25 protein-coding genes are annotated in these 26,567 nt (G+C 57.5%); 4 read left to right on the top strand and 21 right to left on the bottom strand.

Features of this window, described 5'->3' with window-relative positions:
* Positions 1-11 precede the first annotated feature (11 nt).
* From sseB to trmJ, 11 genes are all read right to left on the bottom strand, one after another.
* A complete protein-coding gene (sseB, locus tag ADJ24_RS19770; RefSeq protein WP_023308822.1) occupies positions 12-788 on the bottom strand; it encodes an enhanced serine sensitivity protein SseB in 777 nt (258 codons plus the stop codon).
* A 110-nt stretch (positions 789-898) separates the two neighbouring features.
* Positions 899-2,185: an aminopeptidase PepB gene (pepB, locus tag ADJ24_RS19765; RefSeq protein WP_023308823.1), complete on the bottom strand. Its 1,287-nt coding sequence runs from the start codon at positions 2,183-2,185 to the stop codon at positions 899-901.
* 180 nt (positions 2,186-2,365) lie between these two features.
* Positions 2,366-2,566, bottom strand: a complete 201-nt coding sequence (iscX, locus tag ADJ24_RS19760; protein WP_003860650.1) for a Fe-S cluster assembly protein IscX — start codon at positions 2,564-2,566, stop codon at positions 2,366-2,368.
* 1 nt (position 2,567) lies between these two features.
* A complete protein-coding gene (fdx, locus tag ADJ24_RS19755; RefSeq protein WP_003860652.1) occupies positions 2,568-2,903 on the bottom strand; it encodes an ISC system 2Fe-2S type ferredoxin in 336 nt (111 codons plus the stop codon).
* Between the two features lies 1 nt (position 2,904).
* Entirely contained in the window at positions 2,905-4,755 is a 1,851-nt protein-coding gene (hscA, locus tag ADJ24_RS19750) for a Fe-S protein assembly chaperone HscA (protein ID WP_023308824.1), read from the bottom strand.
* Positions 4,756-4,769: 14 nt separating this feature from the next.
* Complete coding sequence (gene hscB, locus ADJ24_RS19745; RefSeq protein WP_023308825.1) at positions 4,770-5,285, bottom strand: co-chaperone HscB; 516 nt, start codon at positions 5,283-5,285, stop codon at positions 4,770-4,772.
* Positions 5,286-5,364: 79 nt separating this feature from the next.
* Entirely contained in the window at positions 5,365-5,688 is a 324-nt protein-coding gene (gene iscA, locus ADJ24_RS19740) for an iron-sulfur cluster assembly protein IscA (RefSeq protein WP_003860659.1), read from the bottom strand.
* A gap of 13 nt (positions 5,689-5,701) precedes the next feature.
* Positions 5,702-6,088 carry a Fe-S cluster assembly scaffold IscU gene (gene iscU / locus ADJ24_RS19735; protein WP_003860661.1) on the bottom strand — a complete coding sequence of 129 codons (387 nt, stop codon included), beginning with the start codon at positions 6,086-6,088 and terminating at the stop codon, positions 5,702-5,704.
* Positions 6,089-6,112: 24 nt separating this feature from the next.
* Complete coding sequence (gene iscS / locus ADJ24_RS19730) at positions 6,113-7,327, bottom strand: cysteine desulfurase (RefSeq protein ID WP_008502157.1); 1,215 nt, start codon at positions 7,325-7,327, stop codon at positions 6,113-6,115.
* 117 nt (positions 7,328-7,444) lie between these two features.
* Positions 7,445-7,936, bottom strand: a complete 492-nt coding sequence (gene iscR / locus ADJ24_RS19725) for a Fe-S cluster assembly transcriptional regulator IscR (protein ID WP_023308826.1) — start codon at positions 7,934-7,936, stop codon at positions 7,445-7,447.
* 216 nt (positions 7,937-8,152) lie between these two features.
* The gene (trmJ, locus tag ADJ24_RS19720; protein ID WP_023308827.1) at positions 8,153-8,878 is read right to left on the bottom strand and encodes a tRNA (cytosine(32)/uridine(32)-2'-O)-methyltransferase TrmJ; all 726 of its coding nucleotides are present in this window, start codon (positions 8,876-8,878) and stop codon (positions 8,153-8,155) included.
* Positions 8,879-9,009: 131 nt separating this feature from the next.
* Between trmJ and suhB the strand changes: the two genes are divergently transcribed.
* Positions 9,010-9,813: an inositol-1-monophosphatase gene (suhB, locus tag ADJ24_RS19715; RefSeq protein ID WP_023308828.1), complete on the top strand. Its 804-nt coding sequence runs from the start codon at positions 9,010-9,012 to the stop codon at positions 9,811-9,813.
* 59 nt (positions 9,814-9,872) lie between these two features.
* Here the strand turns inward: suhB and ADJ24_RS19710 are convergent, their stop codons facing one another.
* On the bottom strand, positions 9,873-10,853 hold the full coding sequence (locus tag ADJ24_RS19710; protein WP_023308829.1) for a nickel/cobalt transporter: 981 nt from the start codon (positions 10,851-10,853) through the stop codon (positions 9,873-9,875).
* Positions 10,844-11,482 (bottom strand): DUF1007 family protein, encoded by a 639-nt coding sequence (locus tag ADJ24_RS19705; protein WP_023308830.1) that lies wholly within the window; start codon positions 11,480-11,482, stop codon positions 10,844-10,846. The genes ADJ24_RS19710 and ADJ24_RS19705 overlap by 10 nt, the downstream gene beginning before the upstream one ends.
* Before the next feature lie 125 nt (positions 11,483-11,607).
* Between ADJ24_RS19705 and csiE the strand changes: the two genes are divergently transcribed.
* Positions 11,608-12,885, top strand: a complete 1,278-nt coding sequence (gene csiE, locus ADJ24_RS19700; RefSeq protein ID WP_023308831.1) for a stationary phase inducible protein CsiE — start codon at positions 11,608-11,610, stop codon at positions 12,883-12,885.
* On the opposite strand, the gene ADJ24_RS19695 is transcribed toward csiE, so the two are convergent.
* The gene (locus ADJ24_RS19695; protein WP_008502163.1) at positions 12,880-14,025 is read right to left on the bottom strand and encodes a 3-phenylpropionate MFS transporter; all 1,146 of its coding nucleotides are present in this window, start codon (positions 14,023-14,025) and stop codon (positions 12,880-12,882) included. The genes csiE and ADJ24_RS19695 overlap by 6 nt on opposite strands.
* 116 nt (positions 14,026-14,141) lie before the next feature.
* A complete protein-coding gene (locus ADJ24_RS19690) occupies positions 14,142-14,633 on the bottom strand; it encodes a DUF2569 domain-containing protein (RefSeq protein WP_048703458.1) in 492 nt (163 codons plus the stop codon).
* Between the two features lie 149 nt (positions 14,634-14,782).
* Here ADJ24_RS19690 and ADJ24_RS19685 point away from each other — a divergent pair, with 149 nt between their 5' ends.
* The gene (locus tag ADJ24_RS19685; RefSeq protein ID WP_032667909.1) at positions 14,783-15,205 is read left to right on the top strand and encodes a DoxX family protein; all 423 of its coding nucleotides are present in this window, start codon (positions 14,783-14,785) and stop codon (positions 15,203-15,205) included.
* 54 nt (positions 15,206-15,259) lie between these two features.
* On the opposite strand, the gene glyA is transcribed toward ADJ24_RS19685, so the two are convergent.
* On the bottom strand, positions 15,260-16,513 hold the full coding sequence (gene glyA / locus ADJ24_RS19680) for a serine hydroxymethyltransferase (protein WP_008502165.1): 1,254 nt from the start codon (positions 16,511-16,513) through the stop codon (positions 15,260-15,262).
* A gap of 304 nt (positions 16,514-16,817) precedes the next feature.
* Here glyA and hmpA point away from each other — a divergent pair, with 304 nt between their 5' ends.
* Positions 16,818-18,008 carry an NO-inducible flavohemoprotein gene (gene hmpA, locus ADJ24_RS19675; protein ID WP_023308834.1) on the top strand — a complete coding sequence of 397 codons (1,191 nt, stop codon included), beginning with the start codon at positions 16,818-16,820 and terminating at the stop codon, positions 18,006-18,008.
* Positions 18,009-18,087: 79 nt separating this feature from the next.
* Here the strand turns inward: hmpA and glnB are convergent, their stop codons facing one another.
* The 5 genes from glnB to purL form a co-directional block, all read right to left on the bottom strand.
* On the bottom strand, positions 18,088-18,426 hold the full coding sequence (glnB, locus tag ADJ24_RS19670; RefSeq protein WP_003860685.1) for a nitrogen regulatory protein P-II: 339 nt from the start codon (positions 18,424-18,426) through the stop codon (positions 18,088-18,090).
* A gap of 65 nt (positions 18,427-18,491) precedes the next feature.
* Positions 18,492-19,829 carry a two-component system response regulator GlrR gene (gene glrR / locus ADJ24_RS19665; protein WP_023308835.1) on the bottom strand — a complete coding sequence of 446 codons (1,338 nt, stop codon included), beginning with the start codon at positions 19,827-19,829 and terminating at the stop codon, positions 18,492-18,494.
* Positions 19,816-20,553, bottom strand: coding sequence for a two-component system QseEF-associated lipoprotein QseG (gene qseG, locus ADJ24_RS19660; RefSeq protein WP_023308836.1), 738 nt, complete (start codon positions 20,551-20,553; stop codon positions 19,816-19,818). The genes glrR and qseG overlap by 14 nt, the downstream gene beginning before the upstream one ends.
* Position 20,554: 1 nt before the next feature.
* Positions 20,555-21,982: a two component system sensor histidine kinase QseE/GlrK gene (gene qseE, locus ADJ24_RS19655; protein WP_023308837.1), complete on the bottom strand. Its 1,428-nt coding sequence runs from the start codon at positions 21,980-21,982 to the stop codon at positions 20,555-20,557.
* 534 nt (positions 21,983-22,516) lie between these two features.
* Positions 22,517-26,404, bottom strand: a complete 3,888-nt coding sequence (gene purL, locus ADJ24_RS19650) for a phosphoribosylformylglycinamidine synthase (RefSeq protein WP_048703453.1) — start codon at positions 26,402-26,404, stop codon at positions 22,517-22,519.
* Positions 26,405-26,567 lie beyond the last annotated feature (163 nt).

Raw genomic sequence — 26,567 nt, 5'->3', positions numbered from 1 at the left:
CCCCGCCGTAATCAGATGATGCGGTTGGTTTTGAGATCGCGCAGGAAGCCGCCCCAGCGACGCTCGTAGAACGGGGTGATGTGCTCGGTAATAAAGTGGCTGATGCCCTTTTCACCGTTCTTCACCTGGCAGATATCAATCGGCTCGTCGCCCGGCAGCGTGTCGGTCGCCACGCTTCCCGCCGCCTGAATGATGTCGTCGATATCGCCGTCCGCCTCAATACCAATCAGCAGCACCGGCTGCTCGTCCGCACGCTCTTTAATGGAGCAGAGAAACGCGCGTCTAACCGGTTTCAGGGTTTTGAACAGCGTCGTCAGGGAATCAATCATCTGCGCGGGCGGCTCGGCCACTTCAGACAGCAGCAGCGTTTCGCCCCCTTCCAGCACTTCCTGGGTGCTGAGCGGGTTGCCCTCTTCGCCTATCAGATGGCTGATTTCACGCGGCGTAAACTCTTTCCCGGTCGGCAGCTTCGCGTTAAGGAACAGCGTCTGGCCCAGCGTCATTTCAAACAGGGTACGCACCGGCATCACCACGAACGCCTGTTCGTCTTCTACCGCTTCCTGCAGAGCTTCCAGCGAGGTAAAGAACGGGATCACCGACGTGCCGTCGTCTTTCTCCCAGTGCAGCAAATCCAGCGCGCTGTCTTCTACAACCTGCTCACCTTCCGCCGCGGTTCCCGGCACCCAGACGGTGGATTCCAGCAGCGTGCGGAAAAATGCCGGACGGTGGGCGGGCTCGGTCGCCGCCTGCTCCAGCAGGGTTTCTAATTCGTTTTTGGTTTCGGACATAACAATTCCAGATGATGCATTTCCCCTCACCCCGGCCCTCTCCCTCAAGGGAGAGGGAGCAAACCATCCCCTCTCCCCTTGGGAGAGGGTTAGGGTGAGGGCAATAAAGATTACTCAGCCGTCAGCAGGTTCGCCACGGTACGCACGCCCAGACCGGTCGCGCCAGCGGACCACTGCTCAACCGCCGCTTTACGGTAGGTTGCGGAGCAGTCGATGTGCAGCCAGCCTTCGTGATAATTCTCAACGAAGTGGGACAGGAAGCCTGCCGCCGTGCTTGCACCCGCAGGGTACGCCGCGCTCGCCGTGTTGTTCAGCTCGGCAAAGTTGGACGGCAGCTGGCTGCGGTGGAACTCGGCCAGCGGCAGACGCCAGAACGGTTCGTTTTCGGCAGCAGCGCTTGCCAGCAGGCGAGCGGCCAGCTTGTCGTCAAAGCTGAACAGCGCGTGGTAGTCGTTGCCCAGAGCGGTTTTTGCCGCGCCGGTCAGGGTCGCCATGTCGATAATCAGCTCTGGCTTCTGCGCAGACGCGTCGATCAGGCCATCGGCCAGCACCAGGCGGCCTTCGGCGTCGGTGTTCATCACTTCGACGTTTTTGCCGTTGCGATAGCGAATGATGTCGCCCAGCTTGAAGGCGTTACCGCTCACCATGTTGTCCGCGCAGCACAGATACAGCTTCACGCGCTTGTTCAGACCGCGGGTGATGGCGAACGCCAGCGCGCCGGTGATAGTTGCCGCGCCGCCCATGTCGGACTTCATGGAGTCCATGAACGCGCTCTGCTTCAGGCTGTAGCCGCCGGTATCGAAGGTGATACCTTTACCCACCAGGCAGGCAAAGACCGGCGCCGCTTTATCGCCGGTTGGGTTGTAATCCAGCGCCAGCAGGACCGGAGGACGCTCAGAACCACGGCCCACGGTGTGGATACCCATGTAATTCTGCTCGCGCAGATCTTCACCTTTGGTAATGCGGTAGGACATCTTGTCGCCCGCCACGCCGCACAGCAGGTCAACCGCGCGCTGCGCCAGCTGCTCAGGACCAAGCTCTTCCGCCGGGGCGTTGATGGTGTCACGCACCCAGTCGATGATTTGCAGGCGGCTTTCCAGCTCTTTTTGACCGGCAGCGTCAAGGTTTGCCCACTCAATTTTGCGGGTGCCTTTCGGCCCTTTGTAGCCAGCCCAGAATGCCCAGCTGCGGTCGGTGTCCCAGCCTTCGCCTTCCAGGGACACATGCTTAATGCCCAGGCCGTCAATTTTACGCGCGGCGCGCTGGATCAGGCCCAAATCATCGTTGCCCGTCAGGTGCAGGGTAATGCCGTCGTTGTTGATGCTGTAGGTGGCTTTCTCGCCCCAGCGCGCATCGGCTGGCTGCGTAGAGAGCGTAATCTTCATCGCTTCGGTCATTTTATTTATCCTTATTAGCAAACGGGCCGCCTGAAGGCAGCCCATAGAGTCTCTTTCCACTAAATGATTCGCGTTGCAGGAAGGCGGCAAGCGAGTGAATCCCCGGGAGCAGAGATAACTCTGTGACCGGGGTGAACAAGCGCAGCCAACGCATCGGCAACGTGAAGCATGACGTGGAAATTATTCTGCTTCATCTAACCAGACTAACAGAATCGCCTCCAGAATTTTTTCATTGGATGCGTTTGGATCGTCGTCGAAATCCTCTAAATCGCAGATCCACTGGTGCATGTCGGTGAATCGTACGGTCTTCGGATCGAGATCCGGGTTCGCGTCGTAGAGCGCTTCGCCGATTTCGCGGCTGTCTGTCCACTTAAGTCCCATATCAATGCTCGCGTGCGTGGTTGATGGTGTAGCGTGGGAATTCCACGACCAGATCTTCATCGGTCACCGCGGCCTGGCAGCTCAGGCGGCTGTCAGGCTCCAGACCCCATGCTTTATCCAGCATGTCGTCTTCGTCTTCGGTGCTCTCGGCGAGAGAGTCGAAACCTTCACGCACGATGCAGTGGCAGGTGGTGCAGGCACAGGATTTTTCACAGGCGTGTTCCACTTCGATACCTGCACGCAGGGCAACATCGAGAATGGTTTCACCGGTCTTCGCTTCCAGAACAGCGCCATCCGGACAGAGGTCCGCATGAGGCAAAATAACAATCTTTGGCATATTAAACCTCGTCCACGGACTGGCCTTTCAGCGCGACGCGGACAGATTTGTCCATGCGGCGAGCAGCAAAGTCCTGGGTTTGTTTATCAACGTTTTTAATGGCTTCTTCTATTGCGTCAGCGTCATTGCCTTCTGCTACTGCGCTTAAGCGCGCGGCAGCCTCGTCAATCACCTGGCGCTCAGCGGCGCTTAACAGCGCGGCATCGGCAGCGAGCGCGCCGTTCAGGCTTTCCAGCACGCGGGCGGCTTCAACTTTCTGTTCAGCCAGCATACGCGCCTTCACATCCTGCTCGGCGTAGCTCATTGAGTCCTGAATCATGGAGGCGATTTCGCCATCGGTCAGGCCGTAGGACGGCTTCACCTGAATGGACGATTCCACGCCGGTGGATTTTTCCATCGCCGTGACGCTCAGCATACCGTCGGCATCCACCTGGAAGGTAACGCGAATATGCGCCCCGCCCGCAGGCAGCGCCGGGATGCCGCGCAGCGCAAAGCGCGCCAGAGAGCGGCAGTCCTGCACCAGCTCGCGCTCGCCCTGCATTACGTGGATGGACATCGCGGTCTGACCGTCTTTGAAGGTCGTGAACTCCTGCGCGCGCGCCACCGGAATAGTGGTGTTACGCGGGATCACTTTCTCTACCAGGCCGCCCATGGTTTCTAACCCGAGCGACAGCGGGATGACGTCCAGCAGCAGCATTTCGCTGTCCGGCTTGTTGCCGACCAGAATATCGGCCTGGATAGCGGCGCCCACGGCAACCACTTTGTCCGGATCGATGGAGGTCAGCGGCGTGCGGCCAAAGAATTCGCCCACGCGCTCGCGCACCAGCGGCACGCGGGTCGAACCGCCCACCATGACCACTTCCAGCACCTCGTTCGCCTCAACGCCCGCATCTTTCAGTGCGCGACGGCAGGCCAGCAGGGTGCGTTTCACCAGCGGGGCAATCAGATCGCTGAACTGGTCGCGGGCGATCTCACCCTGCCAGCCCGCAACATTTACGGTAACCGTCTGCGCATCGCTAAGGGCGATTTTAGCGTCGATGGCCGCATCCAGCAGTTCACGCTGCACGCGCGCATCGCTGCGATCGCTGATGCCCGCCTGCTCGCGAATGTAATCCGCCAGCAGATGGTCGAAGTCATCGCCGCCCAGTGCGGAATCCCCGCCGGTCGCCAGCACTTCAAATACCCCGCGGCTTAAGCGCAGGATCGAGATATCAAAGGTACCGCCGCCGAGATCGTAAACCGCAATGACCCCTTCCTGACCGGAGTCGAGGCCGTAGGCAATCGCCGCCGCCGTCGGTTCGTTCAGCAGGCGCAGCACGTGCAGGCCCGCCAGACGCGCAGCGTCTTTGGTGCCCTGACGCTGTGCATCGTCAAAATAGGCCGGAACGGTGATGACTACGCCGTCCAGATCGCCGCCGAGCGTCGCCGTAGCGCGCGCGGCCAGCGCTTTGAGGATGTCGGAGGAAACGCGAATCGGGTTCAGCAGACCGGCCGCGGTCGCAATCATCGGCAGGCCGTTTTCACTGGCCTGCAGCTGATACGGCAGATGCGGATAGCGGGTCTGAATATCGGCCAGCGAGCGGCCCATCATGCGCTTTACGGAGCTGATGGTGTTGGCCGGATCGCGCGCGGCGTTGGCGCGGGCGTCATAGCCGACCGCGTGACCCTGCTGCTGGTAGTGGACCACGGAAGGCAGCAGATGGCGGCCCTGCTCGTCGGCCAGCGTTTCCGCCTGGCCGCTGCGCACGGTCGCCACGAGGGAATTGGTGGTGCCCAGATCGATACCCACCGCAAGACGACGCTGGTGCGGTGCGGCACTTAAGCCAGGCTCACTAATTTGTAATAAGGCCATAATTGCTTCCGAAATTAAAAATCGAGCAGCTTTTCTTCGAGTTGTTCAGCACTGCTTCGCAGTTTATCGAGAAAACGGAGTTTGCGCACAGTGTCTGCCGCCGCGTCCCAGGTCTCGTTGTTCAGTTGCTCCACCATCTGCTGATGGCGGGTATCGAACATGCCCTTCACGCGCGTGATGAAGCTTTCCAGACGCGCTTCGTCTTTGGCCTGTTCAATCTCATCCAGCTCTTCGCGAAGCTCCAGCTGTTCCATCAGAAACGCGGTGTCGCGCACGGTATGCTGTTCGCTCGCCAGATCGAAACCGTGGAGCGAGAGCAGATATTCTGCACGCGCCAGCGGATGGCGCAGCGTCTGCCAGGCCTGGTTGATGGTCGCAGAGTGCGATACCGCAGCCAGCTGTTCTGCCTGAGTACCACTGGCGAATTTATCCGGATGATACTGACGCTGAAGATCCTGAAAACGGATCGTCAGCGCCTGGAGATCAATCGGGTATTGAACGGGTAGTCCGAAGAGAGTGAAATAATCCATAACAATCTCAGGGGTAGCCTGTTAGAACAAACCCCACGCGCAGCGGGTAAGCCACGGTGGGGTTTCGGATGACGCGCGGTTAAACGTGGAAGCTTTCGCCGCAACCACACTCGTCTTTGACGTTCGGGTTCGTGAATTTGAACCCTTCGTTCAGGCCTTCTTTAACGAAGTCCAGCTGAGTGCCGTTGAGGAATTGCAGGCTTTTGCCATCGACCACCACCTTCACGCCCTTGTCTTCAAACACGGTATCATCAGACGCCGGTTCATCAACAAACTCCAGTACGTAAGCCATACCAGAACAGCCGGAGGTACGTACGCCCAGTCGCAGGCCAAAGCCTTTACCACGGTTCGCCAGAAAAGAGCTTACTCGCGCGGCAGCGCTGTCGCTAAGGGTAATCGACATACTCAAACCTCAATTATTTTGCTTCACGTTTGCTTTTATAGTCCGCAATGGCGGCTTTGATCGCGTCTTCTGCCAGAATTGAACAGTGAATTTTCACCGGTGGCAGTTCGAGTTCTTCAGCAATATCGGTGTTCTTGATTGCCTGTGCTTCGTCCAGGGACTTGCCCTTCACCCATTCGGTGACCAGGGAGCTGGACGCGATAGCAGAACCGCAGCCGTAGGTCTTGAAGCGCGCGTCTTCAATGATACCTTCATTGTTGACTTTAATCTGCAACTTCATCACGTCGCCACACGCCGGTGCGCCAACCATGCCGCTACCGACAGATTCGTCGCTGTTGTCAAAAGAGCCAACGTTGCGCGGGTTCTCGTAATGATCGATGACTTTTTCGCTGTATGCCATGATTGAATTCTCCTTATGTACCGATTAGTGATGTGACCATTCAATGCTGTTCAGATCCACGCCCTGCTTGAACATTTCCCACAGTGGAGAAAGGTCGCGCAGACGGCCGATGGAGTTGCGAACCAGCTTGATGGTGTAGTCAATCTCTTCTTCGGTAGTGAAACGACCTAAAGAGAAACGGATAGAGCTGTGTGCCAGCTCGTCGGTCATGCCCAGCGCGCGCAGCACGTAGGATGGCTCCAGGCTTGCAGACGTACAGGCAGAACCGGAAGAAACGGCCAGGTCTTTCAGCGCCATGATCAGCGATTCGCCTTCAACATAGTTGAAGCTGACGTTGAGGATGTTCGGTGCGCCCTGCTCGAGATCGCCGTTCAGATACACTTCTTCCATATCTTTCACGCCGTCCCACAGACGGTTACGCAGCGTGCGCAGGCGCGCCATCTCGGTTTCCATCTCTTCTTTTGCAATGCGGTACGCTTCGCCCATGCCCACGATCTGGTGAACAGGCAGAGTGCCGGAACGCATGCCGCGCTCGTGACCGCCGCCGTGCATCTGTGCTTCGATGCGGATACGCGGTTTACGACGAACGTACAGCGCGCCGATCCCTTTCGGGCCATAAATTTTGTGGCCGGAGAAGGACATCAGGTCCACTTTCAGCTGGCTCAGATCGATAGGCAGTTTGCCCACGCTCTGGGTCGCGTCAACGTGATAGATGATACCGCGCGCGCGGCACATTTCGCCGATGGTTGCGATGTCCTGAACGACGCCGATTTCGTTGTTAACGTGCATGATGGAAACCAGAATGGTGTCATCACGCATGGCCGCTTCGAGCTCTTTCAGGTCGATGATCCCGTTGCTCTGTGGCGCCAGGTAAGTCACTTCGTACCCTTCACGCTCCAGCTGGCGGCAGGTATCCAGCACGGCTTTGTGTTCGGTTTTGCTGGTGATGATGTGCTTGCCTTTTTTCTGATAAAAGTTGGCTGCACCTTTGATCGCCAGGTTGTCGGATTCGGTCGCACCGGAGGTGAATACAATCTCACGCGGGTCGGCACCCACCAGGTCGGCAATCTGATTACGGGCGATATCAACCGCCTCTTCAGCATGCCAGCCAAAACGGTGTGAACGGGAAGCTGGGTTACCAAAGTTTCCGTCCAGGGTCAGACACTGCATCATTTTCTCGGCAACACGCGGGTCCACCGGCGTGGTTGCGGAGTAATCGAGATAAATCGGTAATTTCATTGCTCTTTAAACTCCGTACATCGCTTCAATGCAAGGAATCAGGCAACCGGCTGGATGTACGACCGAGTACGCGGGGCGTGACCGCCCCGGCCTGATTCTGAAATCTTTATCGTTTTATTACGCGCGCAGTTTGACGTCGATAGCGTCCTGCGCGCGGGTGCTGCGTTGGGAATCCTGACCGTGCTGACGACCAGAGACATCCAGAACTTCCTGGTTATTCACCAGCTCACCGAGGGTGATGTTGTTCAGGAAGCCGGTCAAACGGTCGCTCAGATCGCGCCACAGCGCGTGGGTCAGGCACTTATCGCCGCCCTGGCAGCCGCCTTTCCCCTGGCAACGGGTCGCGTCAACGGATTCGTCAACTGCGCTAATCACTTCACCAACTGCAATACTGCCCGCGTCTTTACCCAGCAGATAACCACCGCCTGGGCCACGAACGCTGGAAACCAGTCCATTTTTACGCAGTCTGGAGAACAGCTGTTCCAGGTAAGAGAGGGAGATCCCTTGTCGTTCAGAAATATCAGCCAACGGAACCGGGCCCGCTTCGGAGTTGAGCGCAACGTCCAGCATCGCGGTCACGGCATAACGCCCTTTAGATGTCAGTCTCATGTCTTACTTAACCTCAAACTCGCCCCTGCCCGGGGTTTTTTATTGTAAAATGGGGGTATTGCATAGCAGGGCCAAGTCTGACATTCCTGACTAAAATGGTCAACTATTTACTTGACTGTTTTAGTCAGGTATTTAACGTTCCGTGCCTTCATAACCCAGGTGCGGTCTGATGCCCTCACCCTAGCCCTTTCCCGCGGGGAGAGGGGGAAATCGACACTACTCTTTATTCTTCTGCTCAATCGACGCCAGAATCCCGCGCAGGATGTTCAGCTCCTGGCTTTCCGGGCGAGCGCGGGTAAACATACGGCGCAGCTTGTTCATCACCTGGCCCGGGTGGCCTTCACGAATAAAGCCGGTTGAGAGCAGCGTCTGCTCCAGGTGACCGTAGAAGCGCTCAAGGTCGTCCACCAGCGGGTAGACCGTCTCTTCTTTAGGCTCTACCTGTTTCTCCTGCGTCGCCAGCCACGCCATACGCACCTCATAGGCGATAACCTGCACCGCCATCGCCAGGTTCAGCGAGCTGTATTCCGGGTTCGCCGCGATGGCGACGTGATAGTGGCACTTCTGCAGCTCGTCGTTGGTCAGGCCAACGCGCTCGCGGCCAAACACCAGCGCAACCGGTGCCTGCTCCGCTTCTGAGACGCTTTTCAGGCCGCATTCGCGCGGATCCAGCATCGGCCACGGCAGCGTGCGTGAACGCGCGCTGGTCCCGACAACGAGGCTGCAGCCGGCCAGCGCTTCGTCAAGGGTATCGACGATCTGGGCGTTGCCGATCACGTCGCTGGCACCGGCCGCCAGGGCGATAGCCTGCGAGTCAGGTTTCACCAGCGGATTAACCAGCCACAGGTTCGTTAAGCCCATGGTTTTCATAGCGCGGGCAACGGAGCCCATGTTGCCGGTGTGCGATGTTTCGACCAGCACGATTCGAATGTTTTGCAGCATAATTTTTAATGTCTGAATTCAGCGTCTGAAGAATATTCCGGCATATTATCATAAACGGGAGACATAATCCGATCCCACTGCTATACTCTGCGCCGATTTTCCTGTTCTTTAACATCCAGTGAGAGAGACCGATGCATCCGATGCTGACCATCGCCGTGCGCGCAGCGCGCAAGGCGGGTAATGTAATTGCCAAACACTACGAAACGCCAGACTCCGTAGAAACCAGCCAGAAAGGCAGCAATGATTTCGTGACTAACGTCGATAAAGCCGCAGAAGCGATTATTATCGAAACGATCCGCAAATCTTACCCGCAGCACACCATCATCACCGAGGAAAGCGGTGAACATGAAGGTACCGATCAGGATGTTCAATGGGTTATCGATCCACTGGATGGCACCACCAACTTTGTTAAACGCCTGCCACACTTCTCTGTGTCTATCGCAGTACGCATTAAAGGCCGTACTGAAGTCGCCGTTGTTTACGATCCAATGCGTAATGAACTGTTCACCGCTACCCGCGGTCAGGGCGCACAGCTGAACGGCTACCGTCTGCGCTGCAGCAACGCACGCGATCTGGACGGCACCATCCTGGCGACCGGTTTTCCGTTCAAGGCGAAACAGCACGCGACCACCTATATGAATATCCTGGGCAAACTGTTTACCGAATGCGCTGACTTCCGCCGCACCGGTTCTGCCGCGCTGGATCTGGCCTACGTGGCGACCGGCCGCGTTGACGGTTACTTCGAGCTGTCTCTGAAGCCGTGGGACTTTGCTGCGGGCGAGCTGATCGCACGTGAAGCAGGCGCCATCGTATGTGATTTCACCGGCGGCCATAACTATATGTCTACCGGCAACGTCGTTGCAGGTAACCCACGCGTTGTTAAAGCCATGCTGGCAAACATGCGTGATGAACTGAGCGATGCGCTGAAGCGTTAATCCAGTTAGTTAAGCCCGGTGGCGCTACGCTTACCGGGCCTACAAAATCCCTCAGTACGCTAGAAAGGCCGCAATCCCCTTCCCACCGGCACCGCGCTCATCCACATCGTCACCGCCGCCACCAGCAGAATCACTCCGCCCGCCAGCGCAAGCGTTGTCCACCCTACCTGCCGCCACAGCACCGGCGTTTTATTGCCGCTGAGTCTGACCGCCAGCTGACGGAAGCTGTGAACCAGCAGCGCTAAAGACGAAATGGTGAGAGACGTTCCTGCCGCCATCGCCAGCGCAGAGAGCATTCCCCAGCCAAACACGCCAATCACCTTACTGAACAGCAGCACCATGATGGCCCCCGAACACGGGCGCATGCCCATCGAGAGAACAATCATCAGCCGCGCGCGCCAGTCGTCGCCGTTCTGCAACTGTTCCTGCGTGGGCAAATGCTGATGCCCGCAGCCGCAGTTTTCATCATGAACGTGGTGCGGCGTAAAGGATTTGAACGTTGGCTTTCGCAGCAGCACGCGCAGCTTTTTCAGCGCCCGCCAGCAGAGGATCACCCCCAGCACGCCAACCAGCGCGTAGCTCCCCTTCTCCAGCCAGAAACTGCTCATGTGCAGCTGGCGCGCGGGAAGCTGCAACAGCGAAAGGACGACAACGACGAGCGCAATCGCCACGCTGCCCTGAAGCAGCGAGGAGGCCAGCGTCAGCCCGATACTCGATTTCAGCTTTGATGGATGGGTGGCGAGCCAGGTCGCGATCACGATTTTGCCGTGCCCCGGCCCCAGCGCGTGCAGAACGCCATAGATAAAGCTGAACGCCAGCAGGGATCCGCCCGCTTTGGTCGGGTTCTCCGCCACCGCCTTCAGCAGACCGCTCATCTGCTGGTTGACCTCACGCTGCCAGACAATACTTTTCATCATCACCTGCGGCCAGGCCTGCCATAGCCAGAGCGAACCGCAAACGGCTAGCAGGAGAAAGAGCGCCAGCGGCCAGAGGTGCAGCCAGCGGCGCGGTTTCCGAACCGGAGAAGAGATCACTGACATTGTAACGTCACCTCCTGCGCGAACTGTTTACCCAACTCCATGTTCTCAGGGGGGGCATCTTCTTTATCAAGCGAGATCGCAAAGTTCAGCGTCTCTTCGCTGGGTTTCGGGGTGTGCACGCCAATTTTGCAGTTTTTTTGCAGAGCGTCCGGCAGCCGTACGTCGCCGTCTTTGTCATAGCGCATGTCGACATAGTAGGTAGGATCAAAGGTAGAAAAGCGGTACGTTTGCCCCGCCAGCGGCTGCGGATGCGCCAGCGGAAGCACAAACGTCAGCACCGCCTGATGCCCGTCACGCGTCATACCGTATTCCGTTGGCCGGTTCAGAAATTTGACCTTCTGCCCGTTGTGCCAGAATTCCGTGAAGTAGTGCTGGCCGAGCACGTTAGCCATCACTTCCGCCGCCAGCTTTTTCCAGATTTCATCGCCGGGCTTCGCGTTTCCCGCATCATAGAGCAGATCGGCCGAGGTGATTTCATCCATCGTCCAGCGCATCTTCAGGCCGCTCAGCTGCGTGCCGTCGGTAACCAGCTCGGTCTGGAGGTCAATAAAACTGTGAGGGTGTGCGCTGGCGGTGAAGCTGATAACCGCCAAAAATAACGCCATCGCACTTTGTTTAACTGTTTGCATCAATTCCTCACGTCAAAAATTCTGTGATGTTCCCCAGCAATCCTGAGTGAAAGGCCTGCCGGCGCGCTTTTCAGCGCTCATCCTTTAGCTATTCTTATCAAACATTCACACTGGATACCCGACAGATGATGACGACGCTTGAAATTCCATCTGTGCTTTCCAGTTCGCAGCGCCGCTGCCAGGTGCTTTTGATGCTTTACCTGCCCGATGCTGCCGTCACCGCACAGAGCATAATTGCTGCCAACGGGGTGGACGACGCGATGGCACGGCAAGATATAGCCGAGACGCGCGATGAAATCCAGCGCTATCACCGGCTGGACATCGTCACGCACCACGACGGCAGCTACCGGATTGAAGGCACAGCCCTGAATCAGCGTTTATGCCTGCTGCACTGGCTGCGCCGGGCGCTGCGGCTTTGCCCGCAGTTTGTCTCGCACCAGTTTACCCCCGCATTAAAAACCGCGCTTAAACAACACGGCATTGCGCGGCCGCTTTACGATGATGCGAACCTGCGGGCGCTGATCGGCTTCTGCTCCCGCAAGCTGCAGCGCCAGTTTGAATGCCGCGACGTCCAGTTTTTACAGCTCTATCTGCAATACTGTCTTATTCAGCATCAGCTCGGGAATACGCCGCAGTTTTCTCACGTTCAGCGCAGCTGGACCCAGTCGAGAGGGGAGTACTTTACGGCCCAGGAGATCGTGCGTCACTGGAGACGTCGCGTGCCGCAGGGTGCGCACGGGGATGAACAGCTGTTTCTGGCCCTGCTGTTTATGATGCTCCGCACGCCCGATCCGGTGCTCGATAAACACCAGCAGGATCAGCGCTTGCGTCGGGCCATCGTGCGCATGGTCGCTCGTTTTCGCTCGCAGACCGGGATGAACTTCAGCGATGAGCAAGGGCTGACCGATCAGCTATATATCCATCTGGCTCAGGCGCTGGACCGCTCGCTGTTTGAGATCGGCATCGACAATAGCCTGCCGGAGGAGATCCATCGCCTTTATCCCCGGCTCTTACGCACCACAAAGGAAGCGCTGTTTGAGCTGGAGGCGGAGTTTGGGCTGCGTTTTTCAGATGAAGAGATGAGTCTTGTCGCGGTGATTTTCGGTGCCTGGCTGATGCAGGAGACCGATCTGCACGAAAAACAGGTGATCCTGCTGACGGGAGACGATAAAGCCACCGAGGACCTGATTGAACAGCAGCTTCGCGAGCTGACGCTGCTGCCGCTCAACATTCGCTATCTGACGCTGCAGGCTTTCCAGAAAGAGGGGGCACCGCGCGAAGCCGCGCTGGTTATCACCCCCTACCCTACCGTCCTGCCGCTGTTCTCGCCGCCGCTGATACATGCCGTTGAGACATTGAACGCGCAGCAGCAAGAACATATTCGCGCCATGCTGGAATCATAGCGAGGCGCGAGCGGCCACTTTAGGACGAACAACGATGGCGGGTAAGGCGACCAGCGCCATCACCCAGAAGACCCCATGCCCCAGATGCTGGTAGAGGAACCCCGCAAAGACCGTCATGATCGCGATACTGCCCCCCATCGCGACCGCCGAATAGACGGCCTGCAGGCGAATAACGTCTCCGCCCTCGCGCGCTGCGATATAGCGCATGGCCGCCAGATGGCACACGGTAAAGGTGCCGCAGTGAAGGATTTGCGCCACTATCAGCCACGGCAGATCGGTCGTCCAGCCCATAATCCCCCAGCGCGCCACGCCGCACACGGCGGAAAGCAGCAGCAGGTCTCGCGCGCCAAAGCGGCGGAACAGCTTCTTGCTCAGGGCGAAGATAATGACTTCGGCCACTACCCCCAGCGACCACAGATAGCCCACTGCGGAAGCAGAGTATCCCGCCCCCTGCCAGTAGATGGCGCTGAAGCCATAGTACGCCGCATGCGCCCCCTGAAGCAGACAGACACACGCCAGAAAACGCCAGCTCTGGGCCACCAGGCTCCGCCAGGCGGGCCAGCCTGCGCTCTCCTGATGGCGGCTTTCCCCTTGCGGCATCACCGACGGACGCAGCAGCATGCCCAGCAGCATTGAGGCAATACCGATACTCAGCAGGGCGAGAATGGCGCGGTAATCGTAAAGGCTGACCAGTTTGCCCACCAGCGCGGAACCTATCACAAAGGCAATAGAGCCCCACAGGCGCACGCGGCCATAGTCCATGGTGATCTGCTTTTGCCAGGTGTTCGCCAGGGCATCCGTTAGCGGCACCAGCGGTGAGAAGAACAGGTTAAAGCCGACCATCACCACCATCAGCCAGGCAAACTGGTGGCTGACCCAGAAGCAGGCAACAAAGACCAGCGTCAGCAGAGCAAGAATACGCACGGCCTTGATCAGCAAGGAGGGATCGCTGACGCGCGGGGCAATCAGCAGGCTGCCGAGGAAACGCGCCACCAGCCCGGCCCCCAGCAGGACACCGATGGTCTCAGGAGTCAGGCCGATACCCTTGAGCCAGACGCTCCAGAAAGGAAGAAAAATACCGTAGCTAAAAAAATAGGTGAAATAACTGAGCGCCAGCCAGCGCGTGGAATGCAAGACCATGAATCCCTCCCGAAATCGAGGCCATAGTCTGGCGTTAAATCAAAGCCTGCGCAAGCAACTATTAACAAGTGAATAACACGCACATTTTACAGGGCCATGGCGGCCCTGCGAAACGTCTAGCGTACAAAAACCTGATTAATGCGTTTGGAAACCAGGAAGTAGGGGATCCAGATCGATGCGCCAACAATGGAGGAAAGCGCATTGCGAATATCAGCCGTATCCAGCCTTGCGTCGAAGAGCCAGGCAGGTATGCCCATAAAATAGAGCACAGAGACAACGCCCATTAAATAGTAGGGAATGATGATCTTACGGATACCCGACTTTCTTTTAAAGAAATACCAGCCTGCGGCCGCGGTCAGTGCCACATCAATTATCATTACCGCGATACCCACGGCCCCAAACAGGTTAATTCCCCCTGACTGGAAAAAGTGGAACATCGCCGCAAAGTAATTCCATGCTCCAATAGGCGTCATGATGAGGTTAATCACCAGGCCCGCCGCCGGGAGATAAAGCAGCCCGTTAATTTTCTTTTCGTCTGCACGCTCACACTGATTACACAGCCCGGATTCTTTATTTGCCTCTTCTTGCTGACATGATATGCACTGCATAAATTTCCCTTGCCAAAGAAAAGAGACAATTTTACACGAAGTCTGAATTTAACATCACGCGAACGCCTGATTTATGAAGAAAAGCTGAATGGAAGACTATGGATTTGTGTATTAATTTTAGATTGGGTCCCCTGAAAAATGAGCCAGCTATGAACACTCTACGTTATTTAGATTTCGGTCAGTCACGTCACCTGCTGCTGCTGATTGGCCGCATCGCGCTTGTCGTGCTGTTTATTATCTTTGGTTATCCAAAACTGACGGGGTTTAGCGGCACCGTACAATATATGACCTCGCTGGGTGCGCCGATGCCCATGCTGGCGGCCATTATTGCGGTGGTAATGGAAGTGCCTGCCGCTATCCTGATCGTCCTGGGCTTTTTCACCCGTCCTCTCGCGGTACTGTTTGTATTCTATACCCTCGGAACCGCGGTGATTGGGCACCACTACTGGGATATGACAGGTGATGCGGTCGTGCCGAATATGATTAACTTCTATAAGAACGTCAGTATTGCTGGCGCCTTTATTTTGCTTGCGATTGTCGGACCTGGAGCCATTTCCCTCGACCGGCGTTAAGCCATAAAAAAAGGCCGCAAGCGCGGCCTTTTTTATTTCTGCCAGGCAGAGGAATTATGCGTAAACCGGGAAGCGTGCGCAGATATCCAGAACTTTACCTTTGACGCGCTCGATAACCGCTTCGTCATTGATGTTGTCCAGAACGTCACACATCCAGCCAGCCAACTCTTTCACTTCCGCTTCTTTAAAGCCGCGGCGAGTTACGGCCGGAGAACCGATACGGATACCGGAGGTCACGAACGGGCTCTTCGGATCGTTTGGCACGCTGTTTTTGTTCACGGTGATGTTGGCGCGGCCCAGGGCTGCGTCAGCTTCTTTACCGGTCAGGTTCTTATCAACCAGATCCAGCAGGAACAGGTGGTTTTCAGTACCGCCGGATACCACTTTGTAGCCACGGTTCAGGAACACTTCCACCATCGCTTTGGCATTCTTAGCAACCTGCTGCTGATAAACCTTGAACTCAGGCTCCATCGCTTCTTTCAGCGCGACCGCTTTTGCCGCGATAACGTGCATCAGCGGGCCGCCCTGCGCGCTTGGGAATACAGCGGAGTTCAGTTTTTTGTACAGCTCTTCGTCACCGCCTTTCGCCAGGATCAGGCCACCGCGTGGACCCGCCAGAGTTTTGTGGGTGGTGGTGGTCACAACGTGAGCGTGTGGAACCGGGTTCGGGTAAACGCCAGCGGCAATCAGGCCCGCAACGTGCGCCATGTCGACGAACAGGTAAGCACCGATGCTGTCCGCGATTTCACGCATTTTTGCCCAGTCAACGATACCGGAGTAAGCAGAGAAGCCACCGATGATCATCTTCGGTTTGTGCTCTTTAGCCTGCTTCGCCATGTCTTCGTAGTCAATTTTACCGGACTCATCAATACCGTAAGGGATGATGTTGTACAGTTTGCCGGAGAAGTTAACCGGGGAGCCGTGAGTCAGGTGGCCGCCCTGCGCCAGGTTCATACCCAGAACGGTATCGCCCGGCTGCAGCAGCGCGGTGTAGACCGCGAAGTTAGCCTGAGAGCCAGAGTGCGGCTGCACGTTTGCGTAGTCAGCGCCAAAGAGTTCTTTCGCACGGTCGATAGCCAGCTGCTCAACGATATCAACGTACTCGCAACCACCGTAATAGCGCTTGCCCGGGTAACCTTCAGCATATTTGTTAGTTAGCTGAGAACCCTGCGCCTGCATGACGCGCGGGCTGGTGTAGTTTTCGGAGGCGATCAGTTCGATGTGCTCTTCCTGACGTACTTTTTCCTGCTCCATAGCCTGCCACAGTTCGGCATCATAATCGGCAATGTTCATTTCACGCTTTAACATCCGCATCTCCTGACTCAGCTAACAAGTAAATTTTGGCCTGAAAAGGCAGTCCTGTTGGACGACGGGCAACAGTATAACTGATTAGTTCTGTGATAACAGGTCTTGACAAACGATTTTACGCAAACGTTTTCCTACCCGCCACGCAAGGGTTTGAGGAATAAAGCTCTCGCTCTTTCCAGCGGATTTCTTTTCAGGTTTGTGATGCATATTTTTCATCTTGCAAAGAACCATTTACAACGCAGGGGTATTTTTTATAAGATGCATTTAAAATACATCATTAAAGTCACATCAGAAGGATGCGCTCATGCTCGACGCTCAAACCATCGCTACCGTTAAAGCCACCATTCCCCTGCTGGTGGAAACCGGCCCTAAACTCACCGCCCATTTCTACGATCGCATGTTCACGCACAACCCGGAGCTCAAGGAAATTTTCAACATGAGCAACCAGCGTAACGGCGATCAGCGCGAAGCGCTTTTCAACGCCATCGCGGCCTACGCCAGCAATATTGAAAACCTGGCGGCACTGCTGCCCGCGGTGGAAAAAATCGCGCAGAAGCACACCAGCTTCCAGATCCAGCCCGAGCAGTACAACATTGTGGGTGGCCACCTGCTGGCAACGCTGGACGAGATGTTCAGCCCGGGCCAGGAGGTGCTGGACGCGTGGGGGAAAGCCTACGGCGTGCTGGCAAACGTGTTTATCAACCGCGAAGCGCAGATCTACAGCGAAAATGCCAGCAAGAACGGCGGCTGGGAAGGCACGCGCGCCTTCCGCATCGTTGAGAAAACGCCGCGCAGCGCGCTGATTACCAGCTTTGAATTTGAGCCAGTGGACGGACAGCCGGTTGCCGATTACCAGCCGGGCCAGTATCTGGGCGTGTGGCTGAAGCCTGAAGGTTTCCCGCATCAGGAGATCCGCCAGTATTCTCTTACCCGCAAGCCAAACGGCAAAGGCTACCGCATTGCGGTGAAGCGTGAGGACGGCGGTCAGGTATCCAACTGGCTTCACAGCGAAGCTAACGTGGGCGACGTGGTTCATCTGGCCGCGCCGGCGGGCGATTTCTTCATGGCCGTTGAAGCGAATACCCCGGTTACGCTGATCTCTGCGGGCGTCGGCCAAACGCCAATGCTGGCGATGCTTGATACGCTGGCGAAAGCCAACCACGGTGCGCAGGTCAACTGGTTCCACGCTGCGGAAAACGGTGACGTGCACGCCTTTGCTGATGAAGTGAAAACGCTCGGGGCGTCCCTGCCGCGCTTCACCGCGCACACCTGGTATCGCCTGCCGACGGATGCAGACCGCGCGGCCGCACGATTTGACAGCGAAGGTCTGATGAATTTAAGCCTGATGGAAGGGGCGTTTAGCGCGCCGGACATGCAGTTCTACGTCTGCGGGCCGGTGGCGTTTATGCAGTATGCCGCGAAGCAGCTGGTGGAGCTGGGTGTGAACAAAGACAACATTCATTATGAATGTTTCGGGCCCCATAAGGTGCTGTAATGAAAAAGCCCCTCGTTCGAGGGGCTTTTTTTTCGCCGGGTGGTTGCACCTTACCCGGCCTACAAAACCGTTGGCATTGTTAAATCGCGGCGTCGTCTTCTTCGCCGGTACGAATACGGATCACGCGCGCCACGTCAAAGACGAAGATTTTACCGTCGCCGATTTTGCCCGTCTGCGCCGTGCGGATAATGGTATCCACGCAGGTATCGACGATATCGTCGCTGACCACGATTTCAATTTTTACTTTCGGCAGAAAGTCGACCATGTACTCTGCGCCACGGTAAAGCTCGGTGTGGCCCTTCTGACGACCAAAACCTTTCACTTCCGTCACGGTCATCCCGGTGATGCCGACTTCCGCCAGCGCTTCACGCACGTCATCCAGTTTGAAAGGTTTAATAATCGCATCAATCTTTTTCATGGTGGGTCCTTAAACTCTTGCCTGTAAGCTGCCTCGTAATCGATTGCTCACAGTACCATACGGCATTACTCTTTAAAATCGTTTGCTTCCAGCTCGTGGCGCGACAGCAGCTTGTAGAACTCGGTGCGGTTGCGTCCGGCCATGCGCGCCGCGTGGGTCACGTTGCCTTTGGTGATCTGCAATAGCTTGCGCAGATAGTTCAGCTCAAACTGATTCCGCGCTTCCGCAAACGTCGGCAGGGCCGTGTTTTCCCCTTCCAGCGCCTGCTCCACCAGCGCATCGCTGATCACCGGTGAGGAGGTCAGCGCCACGCACTGCTCAATCACGTTCACCAGCTGGCGCACGTTACCCGGCCAGCCTGCGGCCATCAGCCGCTTCATCGCGTCGGTGGAAAACGCGCGCACGAATGGTTTATGGCGATCGGCCGCCTGGCGCAAAAGATGGTTCGCCAGCAGCGGAATGTCTTCCGCACGCTCCGCCAGCGCCGGGATCTTCAGATTCACCACGTTCAGACGGTAGTAGAGATCTTCGCGAAACTCGTTGCGGGCCATCACTTTTGGCAAGTCGCGGTGGGTAGCGGAAATAATGCGTACGTTAATATCAATGTCGCGATTGCTGCCCAGCGGGCGAACTTTTCGCTCCTGCAATACGCGCAGCAGTTTGACCTGCAGCGGCGCGGGCATGTCGCCAATCTCGTCCAGGAACAGCGTGCCCCCTTCCGCGGCCTGGAACAGCCCTTCCCGGCTGCTCACCGCGCCGGTGAATGCGCCGCGGGCGTGACCAAACAGTTCAGATTCGAGCAGCTGTTCTGGAAGCGCGCCGCAGTTAATGGCGATAAAGGCGTTTTTACTGCGCGGGCTGGCGTTATGGATCGCCTGCGCCAGGATCTCTTTCCCGGTTCCGCTCTGGCCGTTGATGAGCACGCTGACGTCGGACTGCGCCACCATCCGGGCCTGTTCAAGCAGACGCAGCATAATGGGGCTGCGGGTGACGATGGACTCCCGCCACGCTTCATCCCCCGCCGGGGCGGCGTGTTCCAGCGCGCTGTCGATAGCCTTATAAAGCGCGTCTTTGTCCACCGGCTTGGTCAGGAAGCTGAAGACCCCCTGCTGCGTCGCGGCAACCGCATCCGGGATCGACCCGTGCGCCGTCAGGATAATCACGGGCATACCCGGCTGCTGCTTCTGGATCTCCGCGAACAGCTGCAGACCATCCATTTCGTCCATCCGCAGGTCGCTTATTACCAGATCGATTTTCTCGCGGCTGAGGATCTTCAGTCCTTCCAGCCCGCTTTCAGCGGTCACGACGCTGTAGCCTTCACTCACCAGACGCATCCCCAGCAGCTTTAACAGTCCGGGATCGTCATCCACTAGTAAAAGATGGGCAGGTTTACGGCTCGTCATGCTTCACATCCTCTTGTTTCGGCGTATCGCTGTCCGGTGCAGCGGATGAACTCCCCGGCTGATATTTACGCGACGAGAGCTGCCTTTCGATATCCGTCAGGTTTTCCAGCTTGCGCGTCGTGGTATCCAGCTGCGTACGTAAATGTTGCTGCTGTTGACGCAGCGTATCAAGCTCGCTGTCGGTTGACTGCTGCAGCTTGCTGTAGCGGGAGCGCTCTTCAGACAGCTGAAGCTGTAATGTCTGCCCATCGCGCCAGAGCTGGTATACCGGGCGTACCTGCACAGGAAGATTGACTACAAACGTGTCCAGCCGGGTGACATTGACGCGGCGTTCAACGGGGGTGATTTTCGCATCTGCGAGTAAAATTCCGCGCTTGAAAGCGTCCTGCCAGGTGTCGTCATCCAGCATCGCCGCCTTCGAGCGGGCGTCTACCGGCGCAAGACGCTGGGCGCAATCTATCCCACGCAGCCAGAACAGCGGGTTGCTTTCAACGTCATGTCCTGACAGGTTCCAGATGTCGTCACAGCGGGTTGAGAGGAAATCTGCCAGCTGGTTATCGGGCCATTTATCTTCTTGTTTATCGCTAATTGCACTTTGTGGCGCATGGGAAACACACCCTGCCAGAAATAAACAGGGCAGGCTCAGGCGAAGCGTGTTGCAGGAAAACACCGCGCGTACGGCGCGGAAAAAGACGTGTGACATACTCACCAGACATAGATTCATTTTATTGATTTTTCCGGCTCACGGGCAGTTCGATACGGAAGCAAACGTCTGAACGTTCGTCCGCGGCAATGTTTAGCTCACCCTGCATGCGTCGTATGCAGTCCCGGGCGATGCTCAAGCCCAGCCCGCTTCCTTTAACCGCGCCTTTCCGCTGATGACTCCCCTGGAAAAAGGGTTCGAAGATCATGGTTTTTTCGTCATCGGGGATCGGGGAGCCGGTGTTTGCGACGTCAATAAACACCCGTGAACCATTCGTATTACTTCGGATATAAATGTTACCGGATTCAGTACCATAGTGCACCGCATTGGAGTAAAGATTATCCAGAACGCTCATCAGCAGCATGGGTTCAGCCAGGCACGCAGGCGCATTCAGCTCAACGCCGGTATGCATCATTTTAGCTCTTGCTGGCAAGCTGTGGGCGGAGATCACCATATCCACCAGCGGCTCAATTTCAACGTTTTCCAGTACGACCGCCCCGTCAGCCAGCTTGCGGTTGTAATCCAGCAGTTGCTCAATCAGCTTTTGCAGATTGCGGCTGCTGTTATCCAGGATCTCGACAATTTCTTTCTGTTCTGGCGTAAGGGGCCCGGCCACTTCGTCCGCCAGCAGCTCCGTCCCTTCACGCATGCTGGCCAGCGGCGTTTTAAGCTCATGGGAGATATGGCGCAGGAACTGATGGCGCTGTGATTCGAGCCACGCCAGGCGCTCGGACAGCCAGATAATGCGCTGGCCTACGGATCGCAGCTCGCGGGGACCTTTAAAGGCTACCGTATCCCCGAGCGATTTCCCCTCCCCCAGACGGTTGATCATACGCTGAATGCCCTTCACCGGGCCGATGATCATGCGGGTAAAGAGCAGAACCAGCCCCAGGCTCACCAGGAACAGCACCAGCGCCTGCCAGCCAAAGAACTGGCCACGCTCGGCAATCTCCTGCTGGAGCTGCTGGCCGCGAGAGAAAATCACCGCGCGCGTTGACTGCACCATCTCGGTGTTGGCGCTGGCAAATGCTTCGAGGCGCGCGGCGGCGGCGGCATCCGGGCCGCTGTTGCTGCACTGCAGCTGCGCGAGATCGTTCAAATCCTGACGTAACGCCTGATACAGCTTGTCATCAGGCAAGACCCCCGCGTGAGCGTCCAGCATTTCGCTGTAGCGTTTACGCTGACTCTGATAAACCTTTTCCAGTGTCCGATCGTCAAGCACGCAATACTGACGATAGCTACGCTCCATCTCCAGCGCGGCGTTGGTCATTGCTTCACTGCGTCTGGCGTCGATGAGTGTCGTGCGGTTGGTCAAAGCCGCCTGCGCGCTCAGCGCGTTCAGGCTTTGCCACGCCTGCCAGGCAAGGATCAGCAGCGGCAGCAGGATCAGCAGGAAGGCCATCATGACGAGCTGCCGCAGGGAGCGGGGGAAAACGGGCCAGCGTTTCAACGCATTACTCTCTTAATGGGGATTTACGCAGAGCGTAACTGAGTCTGCCCTTCAGATACAACAAAGCCGGGTAAAAACCCGGCTTTGTCATGGAATGAGGCGGTGCCTAACTCGACGTTTCGCCCTGGCCTGATAAAGCATCGCTATGATCAGTAGTTGGACGGCAGGCACCTTTTTGTGCGTCATTCGAAGTTTATGTAGCGCGTCCCGAAGGGGCTGACATAAGAAGGTGAATGAGCCACTGGTTAATATTATGCAACACCCGTGCCAGAATGCAAAACAAAATATTAACAGTTTGAAATATATGAGTTTTACTCGTTTAGCCTGTTAATTATCGGTTGAATGATTTCCAGGCTAAGTGTCGCTATTAAGCAACACCTTAACGGGAACCTTTACTGCCACATATAAATCAATGAGTTAAATGTCGTCTTTTGGAGACATTTGGATTACGGGTCTGTCGCGTAATTGCGACACAAATAAAAAAGCCCGGTGGAGCTTTCGCTTACCGGGCCTGGAAGGGTGTGGGGCTAAAACTTAACCCAACTGCTTACGCGCGTTGCGGAAGATACGCATCCACGGGCTGTCCTCGCCCCAGTTTTCCGGGTGCCAGGAGTTGCTCACGGTACGGAACACGCGTTCCGGGTGCGGCATCATGATGGTCGCGCGACCGCTTTCGCTGGTCACCGCCGTAATACCGTTGGCGGAGCCGTTCGGGTTAGCCGGGTAAGTTTCAGTCACCTTGCCGAAGTTATCGACAAAGCGCAGCGCCACCAGGCCTTTGCTCTCCAGCTGAGCCAGATGCGCAGCATCACGTATTTCTACCTGACCTTCACCGTGGGAAACGGCGATTGGCATCTGAGAACCGACCATCCCCTGCAGCAGCAGAGACGGGCTTTGGGTCACTTCCACCAGGCTGAAGCGCGCCTCGAAGCGGTCAGACTGGTTGCGCACAAAGCGCGGCCAGGCTTCGCTGCCCGGGATCAGCTCGCGCAGGTTAGACATCATCTGGCAGCCGTTACACACGCCCAGCGCCAGGGTCTGCGGACGGTGGAAGAAGGTTTCGAACTCGTCGCGCACGCGGCTGTTGAACAGGATGGACTTCGCCCAGCCTTCGCCCGCGCCCAGCACGTCGCCGTAGGAGAAGCCGCCGCACGCCACCAGCGCCTGGAAATCTTCCAGACCGGTACGTCCGGCCAGCAGGTCGCTCATGTGGACGTCGATAGCGTCAAAGCCCGCGCGGTGGAAGGCAGCCGCCATCTCAACGTGGGAGTTGACGCCCTGCTCGCGCAGCACGGCCACTTTTGGACGCGCGCCGGTCGCAATGTACGGCGCAGCGATATCTTCGTTAATGTCGAAGGAGAGCTTCACGTTCAGGCCTGGATCCTGGTCATTCGCTTTCGCGTTATGCTCCTGATCGGCACATTCCGGGTTATCACGCAGGCGCTGCATCTGCCAGGTGGTTTCCGCCCACCACATGCGCAGCGTGGTGCGGCTTTCGCTGAATACCGCGTGACCGTCTGCTTCAATCACGAAGCGGTCGCCCTGAACGGCTTTACCCAGATAGTGCACGCAGTCTGCCAGACCGTGCTTCGCCAGAATCGCTTCAACCGCGTCGCGATCCGCCGCGCGCACCTGAATCACGGCGCCCAGCTCTTCGTTGAACAGCGCCGCCAGACGGTCTTCGCCCAGCGTCGCAATGTTCGCTTCCACGCCACAGTGGCCGGTGAAGGCCATCTCTGCCAGGGTCACCAGCAGGCCGCCGTCGGAACGGTCGTGGTAGGCCAGCAGCTTACGCTGCGCCACCAGCGCCTGAATCGCGTCGTAGAAGCCTTTCAGCTGGGCCACGTCACGCACGTCGGCTGGCTTATCGCCGAGCTGGCGGTAAACCTGCGCCAGCGCGGTAGCACCCAGCGCGTTGTGGCCTTTACCCAGGTCAATCAGCAGCAGGGCGTTGTCTTCGGTCGCAAGCTGCGGCGTAACGGTGTGACGCACGTCTTCCACGCGGGCAAACGCGGTGATGACCAGCGACAGCGGAGAGGTCATCTCGCGCTGCTCGCTGCCTTCCTGCCAGCGGGTTTTCATCGACATGGAGTCTTTGCCCACCGGAATGGTCAGGCCGAGGGCAGGACACAGCTCCTCGCCCACCGCTTTCACGGCTTCATACAGGCCAGCATCTTCGCCAGGGTGGCCGGCAGCGGCCATCCAGTTGGCGGAGAGCTTGATACGTTTGATATCGCCAATCTGCGTCGCGGCGATGTTGGTCAGCGCTTCACCGACCGCCAGACGGGCAGAAGCAGCGAAGTCCAGCAGCGCCACCGGGGTACGTTCGCCGAGAGCCATCGCTTCGCCGTAGTAGCTGTCGAGGCTCGCGGTGGTCACGGCGCAGTTAGCGACAGGGATCTGCCACGGGCCGACCATCTGATCGCGCGATACCATACCGGTCACGGTGCGGTCGCCGATGGTCACCAGGAAGGTTTTCTCTGCCACAGCAGGCAGGTGCAGCACGCGGTTGACCGCTTCTGCCACGGTGATGCCCTGGCGATCCAGCGCTTTGCCCGCCGCTTTATGGGTGGTTACGTCGCGGGTCATCTTCGGCGTTTTACCGAGCAGAACGTCGAGCGGCAGATCGATTGGCTGGTTGTCAAAGTGGGTGTCGCTTAAGGAAAGGTGCTGCTCTTCGGTCGCTTCACCGATGACGGCATACGGCGCGCGCTCGCGGCGGCACAGCTCGTCAAACAGCGGCAGCTGGTCGGCAGCAACCGCCAGCACGTAGCGCTCCTGGGATTCGTTACACCAGATTTCCAGCGGGCTCATGCCCGGCTCATCGCTCAGGATATCGCGCAGGTTGAAACGCCCGCCGCGGCCGCCGTCGCTTACCAGCTCCGGCATGGCGTTGGACAAACCGCCCGCGCCCACGTCGTGAATGAAGAGGATCGGGTTAGCGTCGCCCAGCTGCCAGCAGCGGTCGATCACTTCCTGGCAGCGGCGCTCCATCTCAGGGTTGTCGCGCTGCACGGAGGCGAAGTCGAGATCCGCATCAGACTGGCCGGAGGCCATAGAAGAGGCCGCCCCGCCGCCCAGACCGATGTTCATCGCCGGGCCGCCCAGTACGATCATCTTCGCGCCGACGACGATCTCGCCTTTCTGCACGTGATCGGCACGGATGTTGCCGATCCCGCCCGCCAGCATGATCGGCTTGTGGTAGCCGCGCAGCTCTTCGCCGTTGTGGCTGTCCACTTTCTCTTCATAGGTACGGAAGTAACCGTTCAGCGCCGGACGACCAAATTCGTTGTTAAACGCCGCGCCGCCCAGCGGGCCTTCGGTCATGATATCCAGAGCGGTCACGATACGCTCTGGCTTGCCGAAATCTTCTTCCCACGGCTGTTCAAAGCCCGGGATACGCAGGTTAGAGACGGAGAAACCGACCAGACCCGCTTTGGGTTTAGCGCCACGACCGGTCGCACCTTCATCACGGATTTCACCGCCGGAGCCGGTCGCCGCGCCCGGCCACGGGGAGATCGCCGTCGGGTGGTTGTGGGTTTCCACTTTCATCAGGATATGCGCGGGCTCCTGATGGAAGTCATAGCGCCCTGCTTCGCGATCGGCGAAGAAGCGGCCCACCTCGGAACCTTCCATTACCGCGGCGTTGTCCTTATAGGCAGACAGCACGTGGTCAGGGGTTTGCTCCATGGTGTTTTTGATCATTTTGAACAGCGACTTCGGCTGCTGTTCGCCGTCAATAATCCAGTCGGCGTTGAAAATCTTGTGGCGGCAGTGCTCAGAGTTAGCCTGCGCGAACATGTAGAGTTCGATGTCGTTCGGGTTACGGTTGAGCTTAACAAACGCATCCTGCAGGTAATCAATTTCGTCTTCAGCCAGCGCCAGGCCGAGACGCAGGTTGGCGTCAATCAGCGCCTGACGGCCCTGCCCCAGCAGGTCTACGCTCTGTACCGGCGCAGGCTGATGGTGAGAGAAAAGCTTCTGCGCGTCATCGAGAGAGGCAAATACGCTCTCCATCATGCGATCGTGCAGTTCAGCCGCAACCGCCTGCCACTGCGCGTCGCTCAGGGTAGAGGCTTCCACGTAGTACGCCACGCCGCGTTCCAGACGGTTAATCTGGCTCAGGCCACAGTTGTGGGCGATGTCGGTGGCTTTGGAAGACCAGGGGGAGATGGTGCCCGGACGAGGCGTCGCAAGGATCAGTTTGCCGGTTGGCGTATGGCTGCTCAGGCTTGGGCCATACTTGAGCAGGCGTTCCAGCTGTACGCGCTCCTCTGCATTCAGGGGGGCATTCAGGTCAGCAAAATGGACATACTCAGCGTAAATATTGCTTACCGGAAGGTCGGCCGCCTGAAAACGTGCCAGCAGTTTAGTGATACGGAAGGCAGACAGTGCAGGCGAACCACGCAGAATTTCCATCATAAGTCTCTCGTCTTCGAAGCGCCGGGGCGCTTACAGTGTGCGCAAGGGGGGAAAACGGGCGTCATTATAGAGAATCCTGAGCGCCGACGAAACCGTTTGCGTCGAAATAAAATTTGCACAGAGATTTAACAATAGATGTGACCTGTCTCTCTAATTGGTTGCC

This window comes from Enterobacter sp. 940_PEND (assembly GCF_001059415.1).
Lineage (GTDB): Bacteria > Pseudomonadota > Gammaproteobacteria > Enterobacterales > Enterobacteriaceae > Enterobacter > Enterobacter cloacae_M.
The sequence above is the reverse complement of the archived record's forward strand: the minus strand, read 5'-3'. Positions and strand labels throughout refer to the sequence as shown.